General features: G+C 62.0%; 16 protein-coding genes. 5 read left to right on the plus strand and 11 right to left on the minus strand.

Annotation, left to right across the window (positions count from 1 at the left end):
• Window positions 1–204: 204 nt before the first annotated feature.
• The 11 genes from BGI27_RS03025 to BGI27_RS03075 form a co-directional block, all read right to left on the minus strand.
• Window positions 205–531 carry a DUF5710 domain-containing protein gene (locus BGI27_RS03025; protein ID WP_095523438.1) on the minus strand — a complete coding sequence of 109 codons (327 nt, stop codon included), beginning with the start codon at window positions 529–531 and terminating at the stop codon, window positions 205–207.
• 118 nt (window positions 532–649) lie between these two features.
• Window positions 650–1,744: a cell division protein ZapE gene (zapE, locus tag BGI27_RS03030; RefSeq protein WP_420886911.1), complete on the minus strand. Its 1,095-nt coding sequence runs from the start codon at window positions 1,742–1,744 to the stop codon at window positions 650–652.
• Between the two features lie 5 nt (window positions 1,745–1,749).
• The gene (odhB, locus tag BGI27_RS03035; RefSeq protein ID WP_095523439.1) at window positions 1,750–3,009 is read right to left on the minus strand and encodes a 2-oxoglutarate dehydrogenase complex dihydrolipoyllysine-residue succinyltransferase; all 1,260 of its coding nucleotides are present in this window, start codon (window positions 3,007–3,009) and stop codon (window positions 1,750–1,752) included.
• 35 nt (window positions 3,010–3,044) lie between these two features.
• The gene (locus BGI27_RS03040) at window positions 3,045–5,894 is read right to left on the minus strand and encodes a 2-oxoglutarate dehydrogenase E1 component (protein ID WP_095523440.1); all 2,850 of its coding nucleotides are present in this window, start codon (window positions 5,892–5,894) and stop codon (window positions 3,045–3,047) included.
• 65 nt (window positions 5,895–5,959) lie between these two features.
• Window positions 5,960–7,261: a citrate synthase gene (gene gltA, locus BGI27_RS03045; RefSeq protein WP_095523441.1), complete on the minus strand. Its 1,302-nt coding sequence runs from the start codon at window positions 7,259–7,261 to the stop codon at window positions 5,960–5,962.
• Window positions 7,258–7,560, minus strand: coding sequence for an FAD assembly factor SdhE (locus tag BGI27_RS03050; RefSeq protein WP_095523442.1), 303 nt, complete (start codon window positions 7,558–7,560; stop codon window positions 7,258–7,260). Before BGI27_RS03050 ends, gltA begins: the two co-directional genes overlap by 4 nt.
• Window positions 7,557–8,267 carry a succinate dehydrogenase iron-sulfur subunit gene (locus BGI27_RS03055; protein ID WP_095523443.1) on the minus strand — a complete coding sequence of 237 codons (711 nt, stop codon included), beginning with the start codon at window positions 8,265–8,267 and terminating at the stop codon, window positions 7,557–7,559. Before BGI27_RS03055 ends, BGI27_RS03050 begins: the two co-directional genes overlap by 4 nt.
• A gap of 21 nt (window positions 8,268–8,288) precedes the next feature.
• Window positions 8,289–10,064 carry a succinate dehydrogenase flavoprotein subunit gene (sdhA, locus tag BGI27_RS03060; RefSeq protein ID WP_095529757.1) on the minus strand — a complete coding sequence of 592 codons (1,776 nt, stop codon included), beginning with the start codon at window positions 10,062–10,064 and terminating at the stop codon, window positions 8,289–8,291.
• Window positions 10,065–10,412, minus strand: coding sequence for a succinate dehydrogenase, hydrophobic membrane anchor protein (gene sdhD / locus BGI27_RS03065; protein ID WP_095529756.1), 348 nt, complete (start codon window positions 10,410–10,412; stop codon window positions 10,065–10,067).
• The gene (sdhC, locus tag BGI27_RS03070) at window positions 10,406–10,816 is read right to left on the minus strand and encodes a succinate dehydrogenase, cytochrome b556 subunit (RefSeq protein ID WP_095523444.1); all 411 of its coding nucleotides are present in this window, start codon (window positions 10,814–10,816) and stop codon (window positions 10,406–10,408) included. Before sdhC ends, sdhD begins: the two co-directional genes overlap by 7 nt.
• Window positions 10,817–10,864: 48 nt before the next feature.
• Window positions 10,865–11,593: a GntR family transcriptional regulator gene (locus BGI27_RS03075; RefSeq protein WP_095523445.1), complete on the minus strand. Its 729-nt coding sequence runs from the start codon at window positions 11,591–11,593 to the stop codon at window positions 10,865–10,867.
• A gap of 196 nt (window positions 11,594–11,789) precedes the next feature.
• Here BGI27_RS03075 and BGI27_RS03080 point away from each other — a divergent pair, with 196 nt between their 5' ends.
• From BGI27_RS03080 to BGI27_RS03100, 5 genes are all read left to right on the plus strand, one after another.
• Complete coding sequence (locus tag BGI27_RS03080; protein WP_095523446.1) at window positions 11,790–12,782, plus strand: malate dehydrogenase; 993 nt, start codon at window positions 11,790–11,792, stop codon at window positions 12,780–12,782.
• 36 nt (window positions 12,783–12,818) lie between these two features.
• Window positions 12,819–13,805: an HpcH/HpaI aldolase/citrate lyase family protein gene (locus tag BGI27_RS03085; protein ID WP_095523447.1), complete on the plus strand. Its 987-nt coding sequence runs from the start codon at window positions 12,819–12,821 to the stop codon at window positions 13,803–13,805.
• A 56-nt stretch (window positions 13,806–13,861) separates the two neighbouring features.
• Window positions 13,862–16,477, plus strand: a complete 2,616-nt coding sequence (locus BGI27_RS03090) for a bifunctional aconitate hydratase 2/2-methylisocitrate dehydratase (protein WP_095523448.1) — start codon at window positions 13,862–13,864, stop codon at window positions 16,475–16,477.
• 390 nt (window positions 16,478–16,867) lie between these two features.
• A complete protein-coding gene (locus BGI27_RS03095; RefSeq protein ID WP_095523449.1) occupies window positions 16,868–17,230 on the plus strand; it encodes a DUF1840 domain-containing protein in 363 nt (120 codons plus the stop codon).
• Window positions 17,230–18,210 (plus strand): NAD(P)/FAD-dependent oxidoreductase, encoded by a 981-nt coding sequence (locus BGI27_RS03100; protein WP_095523450.1) that lies wholly within the window; start codon window positions 17,230–17,232, stop codon window positions 18,208–18,210. The genes BGI27_RS03095 and BGI27_RS03100 overlap by 1 nt, the downstream gene beginning before the upstream one ends.
• Window positions 18,211–18,217: the final 7 nt, after the last annotated feature.

An 18,217-nucleotide genomic window follows, 5' to 3' on the forward strand; every position in this document is an offset into this window, starting at 1 on the left:
CATCCGCAGCCCCGCTTGCGCCGCCTGGTTCGGAAATGGTCCGGAATTTCCCCGCTAGGATGGTGCGCGCCGGGGATACGCGCGCAAAGGATGGCTTGGCGGCTAGCGCCACCAGCGGAACAGCGAGGATCTGCGAAGGAGGAGGAATTTGCGTCGCATGACGGGGCACATTCTAGCCCGGATTGCGGGCGGGCAGACAACTGCTCAACGGCGCCAGCCGCGCTTTTCCAGCGCGTCCTGGCAGCGAGAGCAGCCTTCCCAGGGCAGACAATCGCATTCTAGGGGAAGATACGCCGCGCCGGTGACGCTCAGGCCAGCGGAGCGATCCTGCCGGGGGGCCTTGCCAGAACCGCTGCGGGAGCCCGCAGGCTGAACAGCCCCCGGGGCGTCGTCGTCAGACAGCCAACGGCGGAAGATCGCCAGATTCGCCGGATTGGTGACATACCAGAGCCGCTTTGCAGGGTCCCAGCGGGCGCCCAGGCGCTTCGCCTCATCCTTCTCCGCGAACGGAACCTGAAGATCGACTCTCATGCTTTACCTGCCTGCGTATCGGATGCCACGGGGCCGGCAGGATGCACTCATACGGTTCTGCATTCAAGCGTGGAACGAGCCAAACCAACGGTTTTATACGTCTGAAGGCAGAACAGCATCAAGACACGCGATGCGCCAGCCCAAGATAGGCAGCCCCTCGCATTTCGATCAGGCGCGATACGGTGCGCGGAAACTCCTGTGCGTTCGGCCCCTCTCGATACAGGTCAGCGGCCTCGGCCTGCGCGCTGATGAGCAGCTTCACACGGGCTTTGTAGCAGACATCCACCAGCCAGGTGAAGCGGCGCGCCTCGTTGCCTTGCTCCCGCTTCATCACAGGTACATCCGAAAGGATCAGGGTGTGGTACTCGCGGGCGATCTCCAGATAATCGGCCTGGGCACGCGGCCCGCCGCACAGGGTGGCGAAATCGAACCATACAACACCGGGTGCCACACGCCGCACCGGCAACTGACGCCCCTGTACCACGATCTCGCCGGGCTTGCCGGCATTCGCCGCCATGCGGCCGAAATGGGCAGCCAGCTCCGCATCGGCGGCAGCATCCGCAGGCACGATGAAGATATCCATCTGCACCAGCGAGCGCAGGCGATAGTCGGTGCCGTCCTCCACTTCCAGCACGTCGAACTGCTGCTTGATCAACGCAATCGTGGGCAGAAAGTTCTGTCGTTGCAGGCCGTTCGGATACAGGCCGTCGGGCGGGTAATTGGAGGTCATCACGAAGACGACTCCACGCTCGAACAAGGCCTGCAGCAAGCGCCCGAGGATCATCGCATCCGCAATGTCGGCCACGTGGAATTCATCGAAGCACAACAGCCGCGTGGCTTTCGCGATGTCATCCGCCACGCGTGCAAGCGGATCCTCCTGCGTCTGATGCACACGCAATGAGGCGTGGATCTCCTGCATGAAGGCATGGAAATGCACCCGACGCTTGCGCTGATAGGGCACCGCGTCGAAGAAGCAATCCATCAGAAAACTCTTGCCGCGCCCAACCCCGCCCCACAGATAGACACTGCGCGGCAGATCGGGGTGGATGAGCAGCTTGCGCAACCTGTTGCGTCGCCTTGCCTTGAACTCCAGTAGTTCGGCATACAGGCGCTGCAATCGTTCGATGGCCTGCCGTTGCGCCGCATCGGCCCGATAACCACGGATCCCCAGCGCGGCGGCGTAGGCATCACGCACGCCGAATTCACGATTCACCGAACTCAGATTTCCAGCAGCAGGCGCGAGGGATCTTCCAGCGCCTCCTTCATCGTCACCAGCCCGAGTACGGCTTCACGGCCATCGATGATGCGGTGGTCGTACGACATGGCGAGATAGTTGATCGGGCGGATCACGATCTGGCCGTTCTCGACCACCGGGCGGTCCTTGGTGGCATGGATACCGAGGATCGCCGATTGCGGCGGGTTGATGATGGGCGTGGAAAGCATGGAGCCAAACACGCCACCATTGGAGATCGAGAAGGTGCCCCCGGTCAGCTCTTCCAGCGAGAGCTTGCCGTCCTTGGCCTTGGCACCGAATTCGGCGATCTTCTTCTCGATCTGGGCGATGCTCATCTGGTCTGCATTGCGCAGGATGGGCACCACCAGACCGCGCGGACTGCCCACCGCGATACCGATGTCGAAGTAGCCGTGATAGACGATGTCGTTGCCATCGACCGAGGCGTTCAGCACCGGGTACTTCTTCAACGCGGCCACGGCAGCCTTGACGAAGAAGGACATGAAGCCGAGCTTGATACCGTGTTCCTTCTCGAACTTATCCTGGTACTTCTTGCGCAGCTCCATCACCGGCGCCATGTTCACCTCGTTGAAGGTGGTGAGGATGGCGTTGGTCGCCTGGGACTGCAGCAGGCGCTCGGCCACGCGGGCACGCAGGCGGCTCATCGGCACGCGCTGCTCGGGGCGATCGGCCAGCGCATTCTCGACCTCGGGCGGTACGGGCGGTTGCGGCAAGGCATTGGCCTGCTGCGCCGGCGCAGCAGCCACGGGTGCGACGGTAGCGGAGCTTGCGGCAGGCGCCGGGCGTGCCAGCCCCAGGGCATCTGCCTTGGTGATACGTCCGCCGGGGCCGGTGCCCTGTACGCTTGCCGGATCCACCCCCTGTTCGGCCAGCAGCTTGCGTGCAGCCGGGCCAGTGCCCGCAGGTGCTGCAGCGACGGCAGCCGGTGCGGGCACGGCGGCCTTGCCAGCGGTTGCGGCGGAGGCAGGGGCGCTTGCGCCAGCCTTGGCCTCGGTATCGATCTGGGCAATCAGCTCACCGCTGGCGACCGAGCTGCCGTTGGCCTTGATGATCTTGACCAGTACGCCATCGGCGGGCGCCGGGGTTTCCAGCACGACCTTGTCGGTTTCGATGTCGATGAGATTCTGGTCGCGCTTGACGGCCTGCCCCTCCTGCGCATGCCAGCTGACCAGCGTGGCCTCGGATACGGATTCCGAGAGCTGCGGCACTTTGACTTCGATGATCATGTTCTGTTTCTCCTGGTTTTCTTGTCAGGCCGGGCTCAGAAGCGCGGCGCCTGGTCTTGTCCGAGAGGGCCGAAAGCACCTTCGATGACTTCACGCTGCTGGGCGCTATGCACGGCGTAGTAACCGACGGCGGGCGAAGCTGAGGCCGGACGGCTCACCAGGTGCAGCGTGTGCTTGGCGCCCATGGAACGCGCCAGATGCTGACGCGAGGCGATCCAGTACCAGGCGCCCTGATTGCGCGGTTCCTCCTGGCACCAGACGACGTCCTTGGCGTTCGGATACTTCGCCAGCTCGGTCGCGAAGGCGTCGTTGGGGAAGGGGTATAGCTGCTCCAGGCGGAGGACCACGGTGTCCTTGAGCTCCCGCGCACGACGCTCGGCCAGCAACTCGTAGTAGAGCTTGCCGGAGCACACCACGATGCGCTTGACCTTCTTGGCGTCGAACTTGTCGACCTCGCCGATCACCGTACGGAACTGCCCGGTCGCCAGTTCATCCAGCGACGACACGGCGTCCTTGTGGCGCAGCAACGACTTGGGCGTCATGACGACCAGCGGCTTCCTGAGCGGGCGCACCATCTGGCGACGCAGCAGATGGAAGATCTGAGCCGGCGTGGAGGGTACGCAGACCTGCCAGTTGTTCTCGGCGGAGAGCTGCATATACCGCTCCAGACGACCTGAAGAGTGCTCCGGCCCCTGCCCTTCATAGCCATGCGGCAACAGCAGCGTGATGCCGGCCTGACGGCCCCATTTGGCTTCGCCAGAGGAGATGAACTGGTCGATCACCACTTGAGCGCAGTTGCCGAAGTCACCGAACTGCGCCTCCCAGACCACCAGATGATGAGGCTCGGCCGTGGCATAGCCGTATTCGAAACCGAGGATGCCGGATTCGGACAGCACGGAATCGATCACCTGGAAAGGGGCCTGCTCGGGCTGGATGTTGGCCAACGGCACATGGATGCCGGCATCCCATTTCTCGCGGTTCTGGTCGTGCAGCACGGCATGGCGGTGGAAGAAGGTTCCCCGGCCGGAGTCCTGCCCCGAAATGCGCACGCCGTAGCCCTGCGCCACCAGCGAGGCGTAGGCAAGATTCTCGCCCATGCCCCAGTCCAGCGGCAGTTCGCCCGCGCCCATGGCCTTACGATCCTCGATGATCTTGGCCACACGCGGATGCAGCACGAAGCCTTCGGGTGCTTCGGTCAGGCGGGTCGCCAGACGCTGCAGCTCGGAGAGCGGTACACCGGTGGCACACTCGTCGGTGTATTCCTTGCTGACGAAGGGGCTCCAGTCCTGCGCGAACTTGCGGCTGTGGCCGGAAAGCACCGGGTTGTAGAGCAATTCACCACGATCCAGGTGGTCGCGGTACTGGGCGATCATCGCGTCAGCTTCGTCCGCCGCGATCACGCCAAGTCCGGCAAGCTTGTCTGCATAAACCTTGCGGGTGCCAGGGTGCTGACCGATCTTCTTGTACATCAGCGGCTGGGTGACCATCGGCTCGTCCTGCTCGTTGTGGCCGAGCTTGCGGTAGCAGACGAGATCGACCACCACATCCTTGCGGAAGGTCTGGCGGAATTCGATGGCGAGCTGGCAGGCCAGCGCCACGGCTTCGGGATCGTCCGCGTTGACATGGAAGATCGGCGCCTCGGCCATCTTGAAGATGTCCGTGCAGTACAGCGAGCTGCGCGCATCGCGCGGGTCGGAAGTGGTGAAACCAATCTGATTGTTGATCACCAGATGTACCGAGCCGCCGGTGCCGTAGCCCCGGGTCTGCGAGAAGTTGAGCAGCTCCTGATTGATGCCTTGCCCGGGCACGGCGGCGTCGCCATGGATCAGCAACGGCAGCACCTGGTTTTGCGCACCTTCGCCACGGCGACGCTGGCGGGCGTACACGGAGCCTTGCACCACGGGATTGACGATCTCCAGATGCGAGGGGTTGAAGGCCAGCGACAGATGTACCGGACCTCCCGGGGTATTCACGTCGGACGAGAAACCCATGTGGTATTTCACATCTCCGGCAGAGAGATCGGCGACGTGCTTACCCTCGAATTCCTCGAACAGCATCTTGGGCGATTTGCCCAGCGTGTTGACCAGCACGTTCAGCCGCCCGCGGTGGGCCATGCCGACCAGTATTTCCTGCACGCCCAGACTGCCGGCGGTGTTCACGAAGGTATCCATGGCCACGATGGCGGACTCACCGCCTTCGAGCGAGAAACGCTTCTGTCCGACGTAACGGGTATGCAGGTACTTTTCCAGGGTTTCGGCAGCGGTCAGACGCTCGAGGATGCGCTTGCGCGTCTCCACCTCGAAGCTCGGCGTGGAGCGGATCGGCTCCAGGCGGCTCTGGATCCAGCGCTTCTGCTGCACGTCGGCCATGTACATGTACTCGACCGTGAGCGTGCCGCAGTAGGTTTGCCGCGCGGCTTCCAGAATCTCGCGCAGCGAGGCCTGGCTACCTTCCTGGAACTGGAAGGAGCCCATGTTGAAACGTGCAGAGAGGTCCGCTTCGGTAAAGCCATAAAATGAGGGCTCCAGCTCCGCGATGGGCGGGCGCTCCTGACGCTTGAGCGGATCGATCTGCGCCCAGTGGTTCCCGAGGAAACGGTAGGCGTTGATCATCTGCAGCACGCCGATCTGGCGCTTGTCCGCCATGCCCGGCGAGGCCACCGCACTGGAAAGCGGTTTTCCCTGCTTGGCGATCTGTGCGAAGGAGGCGATCACTGGCGCATGCGCCACGTCGCGCCCGGCACCGGGCAGGTTCTGCAGGGAGTCGAAGTAATCACGCCACTGGTCCGACACGCTGGCCGGATTCTCGAGGTAGGTCTCGTAGAGTTCCTCGATGAAAGGCGCATTGGCTCCGAACAGGTAGGAGTTGAGCTGGAACTGTCTCATCTGGTTGGGCCTCTCTGGTTACGGACGCGGTACATCCCGCGCCCGACAGCATGCTTCTCTTTGTTTCAGCGCTCCGTCATGGGCTTCACATCGCGGCGCGGCTCGCCGGTGTAGAGCTGACGGGGACGACCGATCTTCTGCTCAGGATCTCCGGTCATCTCGTGCCATTGGGCGATCCAGCCGATGGTACGGGCCATGGCGAAGATGCCGGTGAAGAGCGACACGGGGATTCCCATCGCCTTCTGCACGATGCCCGAGTAGAAATCGACGTTCGGATACAGCTTGCGGGAAACGAAGTATTCGTCTTCCAGCGCGATCTTTTCGAGCTCCATGGCGAGCTTGAACATCGGGTCGTTCTGCAGGCCCAGTTCGCCCAGCACCTCGTGGCAGGTTTCGCGCATGAGCTTGGCGCGCGGGTCGTAGTTCTTGTAGACGCGGTGCCCGAAGCCCATCAGCTTGACGTTGGAGTTCTTATCCTTCACTTCCTTGATGAACTCGCCGATCTTGGCCACGCCGCCACGCTTCATGATGTCGTCCAGCATTACCAGGCATGCCTCGTTGGCGCCACCGTGCGCCGGGCCCCACAGGCAGGCGATGCCAGCGGCGATACAGGCGAAGGGGTTGGCGCCAGATGAGCCGGACAGCCGCACCGTGGAGGTGGAAGCGTTCTGCTCGTGGTCGGCATGCAGGATCAGGATGCGGTCCAGCGCGCGGGCCAGCACCGGGTTCGGCTCGTACTTCTCGCACGGCGTGGCGAACATCATGTGCAGGAAGTTCGACGCGTAATCCAGATCATTGCGCGGGAACATGAAAGGCTGACCGACCGTGTACTTGTAGGCCATCGCAGTGATCGTCGGCATCTTGGCGATCAGGCGGGTCGCCGCGATGAAGCGGTGATCCGGATTGTTGATGTCCAGCGAATCCTGGTAATAGGCCGCCAGCGCGCCGACCACGCCGACGAGGATGGACATCGGGTGCGCGTCACGACGGAAGCCCTGGTACAGGCGCGTGAGCTGCTCATGCACCATGGTGTGGCTGCGTACGACCTTTTCGAATTCCAGATACTCGCTCTTGCTGGGCAGCTCGCCGTTCTTCAGCAGATAACAGGTTTCGAGATAGTTGCAATGCACCGCAAGCTGCTCTATGGGGTAACCGCGATACAGCAGTTCGCCCTTGTCGCCATCGATGTAGGTGATGGACGACTTGCAGGCCGCTGTAGACATGAAACCGGGATCGAAGGTGAAAGCGCCGGTCTTGCCGTACAGCGTACGGATGTCGACGACATCGGGGCCGATACTGCCGGAAATCACCGGGAACTCGTAGGACTGGTCGTTGAATGACAGTTTGGCGGTTTTCTGCGTCGTCATACTTGCTTTTCCTTCTCTAGAAGAACAGTTTCCTGTGATGTGTCCGGAGCGCTCCGTCGCAGCAGCGCGATAAGCGGCTGCCAGCGCTCGACACTGCATTGTGCCTTGCCATTGAGCATTGCCCACAACTCGTGATCGTCGCTTTCGAGCAATTCGAGCAGAGTCTGCAGGCTTTCCTCGTCCAGTCGTGCAAGCCCCTGGTCGATGAAGCGCTGGAAGAAAAGATCCAGCTCCAGCAGCCCTCGCCGGGCACGCCAGCGAACCTTCGCCTGCAAGGCGGCCAGTGTCTCCATATTCATACCGCCCGCGAAAGCATCAGTTCCTTGATCTTGCCGATCGCCTTGGTCGGATTCAGATGCTTGGGGCAGACATCCACGCAATTCATGATGGTGTGGCAGCGGAACAGGCGGTACGGATCCTCGAGGTTGTCCAGACGCTCGTTGGTGATCTCGTCACGCGTGTCGGCGATGAACCGGTAGGCGGCCAGAAGACCAGCTGGACCGACAAACTTGTCGGGGTTCCACCAGAAGCTCGGACAGCTCGTGGAGCAGCAGGCGCACAAGATGCACTCATAGAGACCATTGAGTTCTTCACGCTGTTCGGGCGACTGCAGGCGCTCCTTTTCAGGGGCCGGTGTGTTGTTGACCACGTAGGGCTTGATCGAGTGGTACTGCTTGAAGAACTGCGTCATGTCCACGATCAGATCGCGGATTACCGGCAGCCCCGGCAACGGGCGCAACACCACCGGCTGGGCCAGGCTATCAATATCGGTCAGACAGGCCAGCCCATTCTTGCCGTTGATGTTCATCGCATCCGAGCCGCAGACGCCCTCACGGCAGGAACGGCGGAAGGCCAGCGAATCATCCTGCGCCTTGAGCTTGACCAGCGCGTCGAGCAGCTTGCGGTCGGTGGGGTCCAGCTCGATCGACAGCTCCTGCATATAGGGCTTGGCGTCGCGGTCAGGATCGTAACGATAGATCTTGAAGCTGATGGTGCGGTTTGCCATGTCTCTTCGACTCCTCGGCGATCAGTAGGCGCGCTTCTTGAGCGGAACGCTGTCGACGCTAAGCGGCTTGAGCGTGACCGGCTTGTATTCGAGGCGATTGCCATCGCGGTACCACAGCGTGTGCTTAAGCCAGCTGGCGTCATCCCGCCCGTCCGGATGCTCGGGCGTGTCCGGCGCGTCATCGCGCACGTGCGCACCGCGCGATTCGGTACGTGCGTTGGCCGACACCATGGTCGCCTTGGCGACCTCGATGAGGTTCTCCAGTTCCAGCGCTTCCATGCGTGCGGTGTTCCACACCTTGGATTTGTCTCGGATCTGGATCTGTGCCACATCTTCGGCAATCGCCAGGATCTTGCCCACGCCCTGCGCCAGCATCTCCTTGAAGCGGAACACGCCGGCATGGTTCTGCATGGTGCGCTGCATCGCCAGACGGGTTTCGTGTACATCCGCGCCCTCTTTCTGACCATCCAGCCGCGCCAGCCGGGCCAGCGTACGGTCGATTTCGGCCTGCGGGATCTCCGGCTGCGCAGCCGGCAGCCGGCGGATGTACTCGATCATCGATTGGCTGGCACTCTTGCCGAATACCAGCAGATCCAGCAGCGAATTGGTTCCCAGCCGGTTTGCACCGTGAACCGAGGCACAGGCGCATTCTCCTGCCGCATAGAAGCCTGGTACGGCTTCGCCATGCACCACCACCTCGGCGTTGTAATTGGTGGGGATGCCTCCCATCTGGTAGTGGCAGGTCGGCACAACAGGAATCGGCGCCTTGATCGGATCCGTACCGGCAAACTGGATCGAGATCTCACGGATGCCGGGCAGCCGCGTCATGATGATATTCGGATCCAAATGGGTGATGTCCAGCAGCACGTGGTCCCTGTTCGGCCCGCAGCCACGCCCTTCGTTGATCTCGGTGACCATGGCGCGCGAAACCACGTCGCGCGAGGCGAGATCCTTGGCGTTGGGTGCATAGCGCTCCATGAAGCGCTCACCCGAGGCATTGCGCAGGATGCCTCCTTCGCCTCGCACGCCCTCTGTGATCAGCACACCCGCACCAGCCACGCCCGTCGGGTGGAACTGCCAGAACTCCATGTCTTCCAGCGGAATGCCGGCACGCGCTGCCATACCCAGGCCATCGCCGGTATTGATGAATGCGTTGGTCGAGGAGTGATAGATGCGCCCCGCCCCGCCCGTAGCGAACAGCGTGGCCTTGGCCTGGAAGAGGGTCAGCTCGCCGGACTCCAGCTCCATGGCGATCACGCCCAGCACGCGGCCATCTGCGGCGCGCAGCAGGTCCAGCGCCAGCCACTCGACGAAGAACTGGGTGTTGGCACGCACGTTGCGCTGATACAGCGCATGCAGCATGGCGTGGCCGGTCCGGTCGGCGGCCGCACAGGCACGACGCACCGGCTTGCCTTCGCCGAAGTTCGAGATATGACCACCGAACGGACGCTGATAGATCTTGCCGTCATCGGTACGGTCAAAAGGCATGCCGTAATGCTCGAGCTCGATCACGACTTCCGGCGCCTGTTTGCACATGAATTCGATCGCGTCCTGATCGCCGAGCCAGTCGGAACCCTTGACTGTGTCGTACATGTGCCAGCGCCAGTCGTCCGGCTCGGAATTGCCCAGCGAGGCCGAAACCCCGCCCTGGGCAGCCACGGTGTGCGAACGCGTGGGAAACACCTTGGAGATCACCGCCGTCTTCAGGCCGGACTCCGCCAGACCAACGGCGGCACGCATGCCGGCACCGCCGGCCCCCACGATCACTGCATCGAAATTACGCTTGGCGATGTTCACTCAGAGCCTCCACAGAATCTGTGCGACCCAGCCAGCGTAGCCGACCAGGGCCAGAAGGGTCAGTACGTGCAGGGTCAGACGCAGGCTGATCTGCTGTACATAATCCATCCAGATATCCCGGATGCCGACCCACGCGTGATAGAACAAGGCCAGGGCAAACAGGAAAGTCACGAATTTCGTGAAACCGCCTGCCATCAGGGTTCGCCAGGCCTCATTGTCATGCGCCGGAAGCAGCGCAATGCGCACGAGCATGTAGACGGTGTAGACCGCCATCACCACGGCAGTGACACGCTGCGCCAGCCAATCCCGGAAGCCGTAGTGGGCTCCGACCACCAGTCGTTTCACCATGTCAGCCCCCCCAGCACGACCGTCAGCGTGAGGCTCACGGCGAACACCGCCCAGGCGCTGGCACGGGCTGGCGCACGATCAACGCCGATATGCATATCCAGCAACAGAAAGCGAATACCCGCGCAGAAGTGATGCAGGTAAGCCCAGAGCAACCCCAACAGCAGCAGCTTGACCAAGGGCAGGCCCAACAAGGAGAACTCCATGGCCGACCGGTAGGCGGAAAACTGCTCGGGAGTCCCCAGGCTTGCGCCGAACAGCCAGATCAACAAGGGCATACAGAGAAACAGGCCCGCGCCGCTGACACGATGAAAGATCGACACGAACCCCGGCACCGGCAACATGATCCCGAGCAGGAACACGTTGAGATATTTGGGTCTGGCCTTGACGGCCGCAGCTTGCGCCATGCTTGCTCCCTCCATCCATGCGGGCCCGTGGGCCGCGCGGTTTGTCATTCAGCTCAGTTCGTTGACGTAATAGTGCTCCGCAGTGGAATACAGGCCACGGCGCCACTCAACCGGCTTGTCTCCATAGGTATACGCCACCCGCTCGACCGAAAGCAGTGGCGTGCCTTCCCGTACGTCCAGCATTTCCGCCACGGTCTTCTCGGCTGCCACGGCACGCAGCTTTTCGGTAGCACGCACCATGCGCACCCCGAATCGGGATTCGAAGAGGCTGTACAAGGACCCATGCCAGTCGCGCAGCATTTCCAGGGAAAGGCCGGGAAACACCTCGGCAGCCAGGTACATCTCGTCGATCACCACCGGCTTTCCATCAAGACGCAGCACGCGTCGCACGATGACGATAGGGCTGCCCGGCCCCACACCGAGATTACGCGCGGCCTCCTGGCCGGCCTTGGCACGCATGCATTCCAAAGGTTGGCTCTTGGGCAGCACCGGCCCGCCGCTGATGGCCTTCAGACGCAGAAAGCGAAATACGGCCCGCGGATCCTGATGAGAAGAGACGAAAGTACCCTTGCCCTGGCGGCGTATCAGGATGTTCTCGGCAGCCAGTTCATCTACCGCCTTGCGCACGGTGCCCTGGCTCACGCCAAAGCGCGCGGCCAGTACCTGCTCACTCGGAATCGCCTGCCCGGGAAGCCATTCCCCGGCATCGAGAGCGCGCACGATCAGATCCTTGATCTGTCGGTACAAAGGGCTGAAAGTCGGCGAGTTGTGTGCCATAACGGCGATTCAAGCACAAACATTTCAGTTCGTCCATATCCTATTCTATGTCTTATAAAAGACATAAGATAGCTTTTGACACACAATATCGAGGGGTGTATAAATCGCGGCACAACACGGCAACACCCGCAACCCCGACCAGCGCCTACCCAGCGCAACCCAAAATCCGGCAACACGCGTTCGACAGGAGATCCGCATGTCCAAATCCCCAATCCGTGTCACCGTCACCGGCGCAGCCGGCCAGATCGGTTACAGCTTGCTGTTCCGCATCGCCTCGGGCGAAATGCTCGGCAAGGATCAGCCGGTCATCCTGCAACTGCTCGACCTGCCCCAGGCCCAGAAGGCTCTGGCTGGCGTGATCATGGAACTGGAAGACTGTGCCTTCCCGTTGCTGGCTGGCGTGATCGCCACGGATGACCCTGCGGTCGCCTTCAAGGACACCCAGGCAGCCCTGCTCGTCGGCGCCCGCCCACGCGGCCCCGGCATGGAGCGCAAGGATCTGCTGGCCGAGAACGCCAAGATTTTCACGGTGCAGGGTGCGGCCATCGGCCAGTATGCCCATCTCGACTGCCGCGTGCTGGTGGTGGGCAACCCTTGCAATACCAATGCCTATATCGCCAAGGAAAGCGCGAAGAAATTCGGTCGCGTGCCAAAGAAGAATTTCACCGCGATGCTGCGCCTGGATCACAACCGCGCGCTGTCTCAGCTCTCGGCCAAGACGGGGCGCCCGGTCTCCAGCCTGAAGGGCCTGGTCGTCTGGGGCAACCACAGCCCGACCATGTATGCCGACTACCGTTTCGTCACCAGCAACGGCGACAGCGTCAAGACACTGATCAACGACGACACCTGGAATCGTGACGTTTTCCTGCCCACCGTCGGCAAGCGCGGCGCAGCCATCATCGAGGCGCGTGGCCTGTCTTCTGCGGCCTCCGCCGCCAATGCCGCCATCGACCATATGCACGACTGGTTCCTCGGCACCAACGGTGAGTGGGTCACCATGGGTATCCCCTCGGATGGCTCCTATGGCATCCCCGCCGGCATCATCTATGGCGTGCCGGTGATCACCTCGGCAGGGGAGTACAAACGTGTGGAAGGGCTGGAGATTGACGCCTTCTCGCGCGAGCGCATGGACTTCACGCTCAAGGAACTGGAAGAGGAGCGTTCTGCCATCGCGGATCTGCTCAAGTAATTCAAGCAAGCCCCCTCCCCCGACAGAGAGACCACAATGACCGGCGCCCACCCCGACAAGGTGCTCTACGCAGAATCCCGCGTATTGCCCGAACTCGCGGCCGTGGAACATTACGCCGGCAACGAGAAGACCATGCGCAAGGCGCTCGGCCTGCAGGCCGAGCGCGGCGCGCTTTTCGACGTCACCCTTGATTGCGAGGATGGCGCTGCGGCTGGCGCCGAGCGTGACCACGCGGAACTCATCGGCGCACTGATCATGAGTGCCGACAACCGTTTCGACCGTGTCGGCGCACGTATCCACGACCTCACACATCCCCACTGGCGCACGGATCTTGAACAGATCATCGGCCTTGCGGGCTCCCGGCTGGCCTACGTGGTTTTGCCCAAGGCCCGTGGCGCGGCCGACGTCTCCCGTGCTTTAGCCTGCATGCGCGAACTGGAGAGCCGCCGCGATCTGCCGCAGATCCCGCTGCATGTGATCCTGGAAACCCACGGCGCCCTGCACGAAGCCTGGGATATCGCCAATCTGCCCGGCGTCGAATCGCTCGATTTCGGCCTGATGGATTTCGTCAGCGCGCATCACGGCGCGCTACCGGCCGCCTGCATGCACAGCCCGCTGCAGTTCGAGCATCCGCTGCTGGTCGCCGCCAAGACGCGCACCGTCAGCGCAGCCCTGGCCCATGGCATCGTTCCCACCCATAACGTGTGTACCGAACTGACGGATTCAGTTCAGGTCGAAAAGGATGCCCGACGCGCACGCGAGGAATTCGGCTTCCTGCGCATGTGGAGCATTCACCCGCAGCAGATCGATCCCATCCTGCACGGCATGCAACCCGCACCCACAGAAGTCGAAACCGCTGGCGAGATCGTCCTGGCAGCCCAGGCGGCGGATTGGGCTCCGATCCGCCACCACGACCGCTTGCATGACAGAGCCTCGTTCCGCTATTACTGGGATCTGCTGCGCCGTGCCCACGCCACTGGTGTGCCATTGCCCGAGGACATCCAACAACGCTTTTTTGTTTGACGCTTACCGCAGAAGCCACCTCCCCGTCGCTTCTGCCCAGACCTGGAGAACAGACCGTGCTCGTAGCCTATCGCCAACACGTCACTGAGCGCGCCGCGCTCGGCATCCCCCCTCTTGCGCTGGACGCCCAGCAGACCGCCGAGCTGATCGAGTTGCTGAAGAATCCGCCCGCCGGCGAAGAGGATTTCCTCGTCGAACTGATCACGCATCGCGTCCCTCCGGGTGTTGACGATGCTGCCAAGGTCAAGGCCTCGTTCCTTGCCGCCGTTGCCCACGGCGAAGCCGCCAGTCCGCTGATCGACAAGGCCAAGGCCACCGAGCTGCTGGGCACCATGGTAGGGGGCTACAACGTCAAGCCGCTGATCGAGCTGCTCGATGACGTCTCGCTGGCTCCGATTGCCGCTGCCGGCCTGAAGAAGACCTTGCTGATGTTCGATTTCTTCCATGACGTGGCAGAGAAGGCCAAGGCAGGCAACGCGCAGGCCAAGGCAGTAGTGCAGAGCTGGGCCGACGCCGAATGGTTCACCTCTCGCCCCGAAGTGCCTGCCAGCATGAAGCTGACCGTTTTCAAGGTGCCCGGCGAGACCAACACCGACGACCTCTCGCCCGCCCCCGATGCTTGGAGCCGTCCGGATATCCCGCTGCACTCGCTGGCGATGCTCAAGAACACCCGGGCAGACGCAGCCTTCAAACCCGAGGAAGACGGCAAGCGTGGTCCGATCCAGCTGATCCGCGATCTTGCCGCCAAAGGCAATCTCGTCGCTTATGTGGCCGATGTGGTCGGCACTGGCTCTTCGCGCAAATCCGCCACGAATTCCGTGCTGTGGTGGACCGGCGAAGACATCCCCTTCGTGCCGAACAAGAAATTCGGCGGCGTCTGTCTGGGCGGCAAGATCGCGCCGATCTTCTTCAACACGCAGGAAGACGCTGGCGCACTGCCTATCGAAATCGACGTTTCGAAAATGGATCTGGGCGACGAGATCGAGCTGAAGGTAGACCACGCGACAGGCAAGGTCACCACCGTCAAGAATGGCGCCACGATTTCCGAATCGCACCTCAAGACACTGGTACTGCTGGATGAAGTGCGCGCTGGCGGCCGCATCAACCTGATCATCGGCCGCAGCCTGACTGCCAAGGCTCGCGAATTCCTCGGCCTGCCCGCCTCCACCCTCTTCCGCCTGCCCCAGGATCCGATCGACTCCGGCAAGGGCTTCACGCTGGCGCAGAAGATGGTGGGTCGCGCCGTCGGCCTGCCGGAAGCAAATGGACAACAACAGGGTGTGCGCCCGGGAACCTACTGCGAACCAAAGATGACCTCGGTCGGCTCGCAGGACACCACCGGCCCGATGACCCGCGATGAACTCAAGGATCTCGCTTGTCTGGGCTTCTCCGCCGATCTGGTGATGCAGTCCTTCTGCCATACCGCGGCTTATCCGAAGCCGGTGGACGTGAAGACGCATCGCGAACTGCCCAAATTCATCTCCAACCGTGGCGGTATCTCGCTGCGGCCTGGCGACGGCATCATCCACTCATGGCTCAACCGCATGCTGCTGCCTGACACCGTCGGCACCGGCGGCGACAGCCACACCCGCTTCCCCATCGGCATCAGCTTCCCAGCCGGCTCCGGCTTGGTCGCTTTCGCGGCGGCCACGGGCGTGATGCCGCTGGATATGCCGGAATCGATTCTGGTGCGCTTCAAGGGCGAAATGCAGCCCGGCATCACCCTGCGCGACCTGGTTCATGCCATTCCGCTGTACGCCATCAAGCAAGGCTTGTTGACGGTGGCCAAGGCCGGCAAGAAGAACGCCTTTTCCGGCCGTATCCTTGAAATCGAAGGCTTGCCGAAGCTCAAGGTCGAGCAGGCCTTCGAGCTCTCCGATGCCTCCGCCGAGCGCTCTGCCGCTGGCTGCACGATCAAGCTCGACAAGGAGCCCATCATCGAGTACCTGAACTCGAACATCGTGCTGCTGAAGAACATGATTGCCGACGGCTATCAGGACAAGCGCTCGCTGGAGCGCCGAATCCAGAAGATGGAGGACTGGCTGGCTGCGCCGCAATTGCTGGAAGCCGATGCCGATGCCGAATACGCCGAGATCATCGAGATCGACCTGGCCGAAATCAAGGAACCCGTGGTGTGCTGCCCGAACGACCCGGACGACGCCAAGTTCCTCTCCGAAGTCTCCAACACGCCGATCGACGAGGTATTCATCGGTTCCTGCATGACCAACATCGGCCATTTCCGCGCGGCATCCAAGCTGCTCGACGGCAAGCGCGACATCCCGGTGAAGCTGTGGATCGCTCCGCCGACCAAGATGGATGCCGCCGAACTGACCCGGGAGGGCCACTACGGCGTGTTCGGCACGGCTGGCGCGCGCACCGAGATGCCGGGTTGCTCGCTGTGCATGGGTAATCAGGCGCAGGTCCGTGAAGGTGCGACGGTGATGTCTACCTCCACCCGTAATTTCCCGAACCGCCTGGGTAAGAACACCAACGTCTTCCTCGGCTCGGCCGAACTCGCCGCAATCTGTTCCAAGCTCGGCCGCATCCCGACCGTCGCGGAGTATCACGCGGACATGGGCGTGATCAATGCCGATGGCACCAAGATCTACCGCTACATGAATTTCGACCAGATTTCCGAATACAAGGAAATCGCAGATGACGTGAAGGTCTGAACCTCCACGACGCCCTCCCAAAGGCTCGTCCGGTATCTCCGGATGGGCTTTTTTGTCGCCGGACCAGGTATTCGCTCGGGGCAGCAGCCCCGCGTGACACGAAAGTCCAGAAGGTTTTTGCGTGCCTGCGCACGAAAGAACGCTCGAAATCGCACCAAAGCAGGACATATTCCGCAACTTCTGCGCGACAGCAAAGGCTCCCGTTCCGTCGCAACGCACAATCAGCTATCGTTGTAGCCTTGAGGCCCTCCGGCGCCTGAGGTCATCCTTCCGTCAGCACCTGTTCAAAACCTATAGCGAACGCCTCTTGAGCGGCGCCTCGCAACAAGAGCATGAACAGGTCTCGGACAAAAACCGGAAATCTGCCTGCTCCAGCCTGAAAGCACAGCCATGCTGATCACATTCAAATCCGACGCTGACGGTGATGTCATCATGCTCGGCGACGTAGGCCAGCAAATGCTCGCCATCCTCGGCAAAGATGCAGCGGACAGCCGGGGCATCGTCACGGTCGATCAACTCCCCACTGCCATTGCAAGCCTTGAAAATGCCATGCAGGCCGATCGGCAGGCCGCCCTAGAAGAAGCACGGCACGGTAACAAAAAGGACAGCGCCCACACGCCAGCCGATGAGCACGACGACAGCTATCAGGCTGCGGGAGCAACCATCCGTCTTGCGCAGCGCGCCTTTCCGCTGCTTGCCATGCTGCGGGCTTCGCTGAAAGAAACCAAGCCAGTGATCTGGGAGGCCCGGTGATGGATCCTCGCCCTGCCTCGCGTCGAATTTGCATTCTGGGTAGCGGCCCCGCCGGGCTGTCCTGTGCACTCTGGGCGCACAACCTGGGGCTCGACCCTAAGCTGATAGAGCTCAACGCCCAGAGTGGCGGCGCCATGCAGGTCAATTTCCTGACCAATGAATGGGTGCTCGGGCATCGTGGCATGACCGGCCAACAACTGGCTGCCAATTTCGTCGCGCATGTCGAGGCCCTTGGCATTCCCATTCTTTATGACAGCCGCCCGACCAACATGGAACGCCTGTCAGATGGCAACCTGCAGATCACACTGGACACGCCACACGGGATATCCGGCTTCGATGCTGGTGCCGTCGTCATCGCCACCGGTACACGCTTCCGTGCGCGTGAAACGCTGCTCTCGGTTCCTGGCTTTGCGCAATGCGATCAAGGGCGCATGCGTTTTGGCCCGCACTGCTTCACTCATATAGAAACCCTGGCTGGCCAGCGTCTCCTGATCATCGGTGGTGGTGACAATGCCTTCGAGAACGCCACGCTGGCCCATGCCGCTGGCGCGCACGTAACCGTGGTGGCGCGTTCGGTATTCCATGCCCAGGAACGTTTCATGACTGGCATGCGTACGGCGGGAGCCAAACTCCATGAACACGCCCGACTAGCAAATCTACGGCCAGCGCCTAGCGGCCTGCTGACCACACTGGAGACACCGCAAGGCAATATCGAAGTGGAAGTCGACCGGCTACATTTGCTGGCAGGCTATCAACCGAATACCGAGTTTCTCAGTGCAGTATTCGGTGCCAGCATTCCCCCACTGCAGCGCGACACCGAAGGCTATCTGCAGGTGGACGCCCAATGCCGATGCAGCCAGCCAGGTTTCTATGCCGCTGGCGATGTATGCAATCGGTTGTTCCCGAGCGTTGTATCTGCCATATCCCAGGGAGCCCAAGCCGCCCGGCAGATCGAACTCGACTACTCCGCTCCGTATTGAAAGGCCG

This window comes from Candidatus Dactylopiibacterium carminicum (assembly GCF_014736495.1).
Taxonomy (GTDB): Bacteria; Pseudomonadota; Gammaproteobacteria; order Burkholderiales; family Rhodocyclaceae; genus Uliginosibacterium; species Uliginosibacterium carminicum.

Excerpts from the sequence above, each read along its gene's own strand:
- BGI27_RS03025 (WP_095523438.1), bottom strand. The coding sequence starts at position 531 with ATGAGAGTCGATCTTCAGGTTCCGTTCGCGGAGAAGGATGAGGCGAAG.
- odhB (WP_095523439.1), bottom strand. The coding sequence starts at position 3,009 with ATGATCATCGAAGTCAAAGTGCCGCAGCTCTCGGAATCCGTATCCGAG.
- BGI27_RS03040 (WP_095523440.1), bottom strand. The coding sequence starts at position 5,894 with ATGAGACAGTTCCAGCTCAACTCCTACCTGTTCGGAGCCAATGCGCCT.
- gltA (WP_095523441.1), bottom strand. The coding sequence starts at position 7,261 with ATGACGACGCAGAAAACCGCCAAACTGTCATTCAACGACCAGTCCTAC.
- BGI27_RS03050 (WP_095523442.1), bottom strand. The coding sequence starts at position 7,560 with ATGAATATGGAGACACTGGCCGCCTTGCAGGCGAAGGTTCGCTGGCGT.
- BGI27_RS03055 (WP_095523443.1), bottom strand. The coding sequence starts at position 8,267 with ATGGCAAACCGCACCATCAGCTTCAAGATCTATCGTTACGATCCTGAC.
- sdhD (WP_095529756.1), bottom strand. The coding sequence starts at position 10,412 with ATGGTGAAACGACTGGTGGTCGGAGCCCACTACGGCTTCCGGGATTGG.
- sdhC (WP_095523444.1), bottom strand. The coding sequence starts at position 10,816 with ATGGCGCAAGCTGCGGCCGTCAAGGCCAGACCCAAATATCTCAACGTG.
- BGI27_RS03075 (WP_095523445.1), bottom strand. The coding sequence starts at position 11,593 with ATGGCACACAACTCGCCGACTTTCAGCCCTTTGTACCGACAGATCAAG.
- BGI27_RS03080 (WP_095523446.1), top strand. The coding sequence starts at position 11,790 with ATGTCCAAATCCCCAATCCGTGTCACCGTCACCGGCGCAGCCGGCCAG.
- BGI27_RS03085 (WP_095523447.1), top strand. The coding sequence starts at position 12,819 with ATGACCGGCGCCCACCCCGACAAGGTGCTCTACGCAGAATCCCGCGTA.
- BGI27_RS03095 (WP_095523449.1), top strand. The coding sequence starts at position 16,868 with ATGCTGATCACATTCAAATCCGACGCTGACGGTGATGTCATCATGCTC.
- BGI27_RS03100 (WP_095523450.1), top strand. The coding sequence starts at position 17,230 with ATGGATCCTCGCCCTGCCTCGCGTCGAATTTGCATTCTGGGTAGCGGC.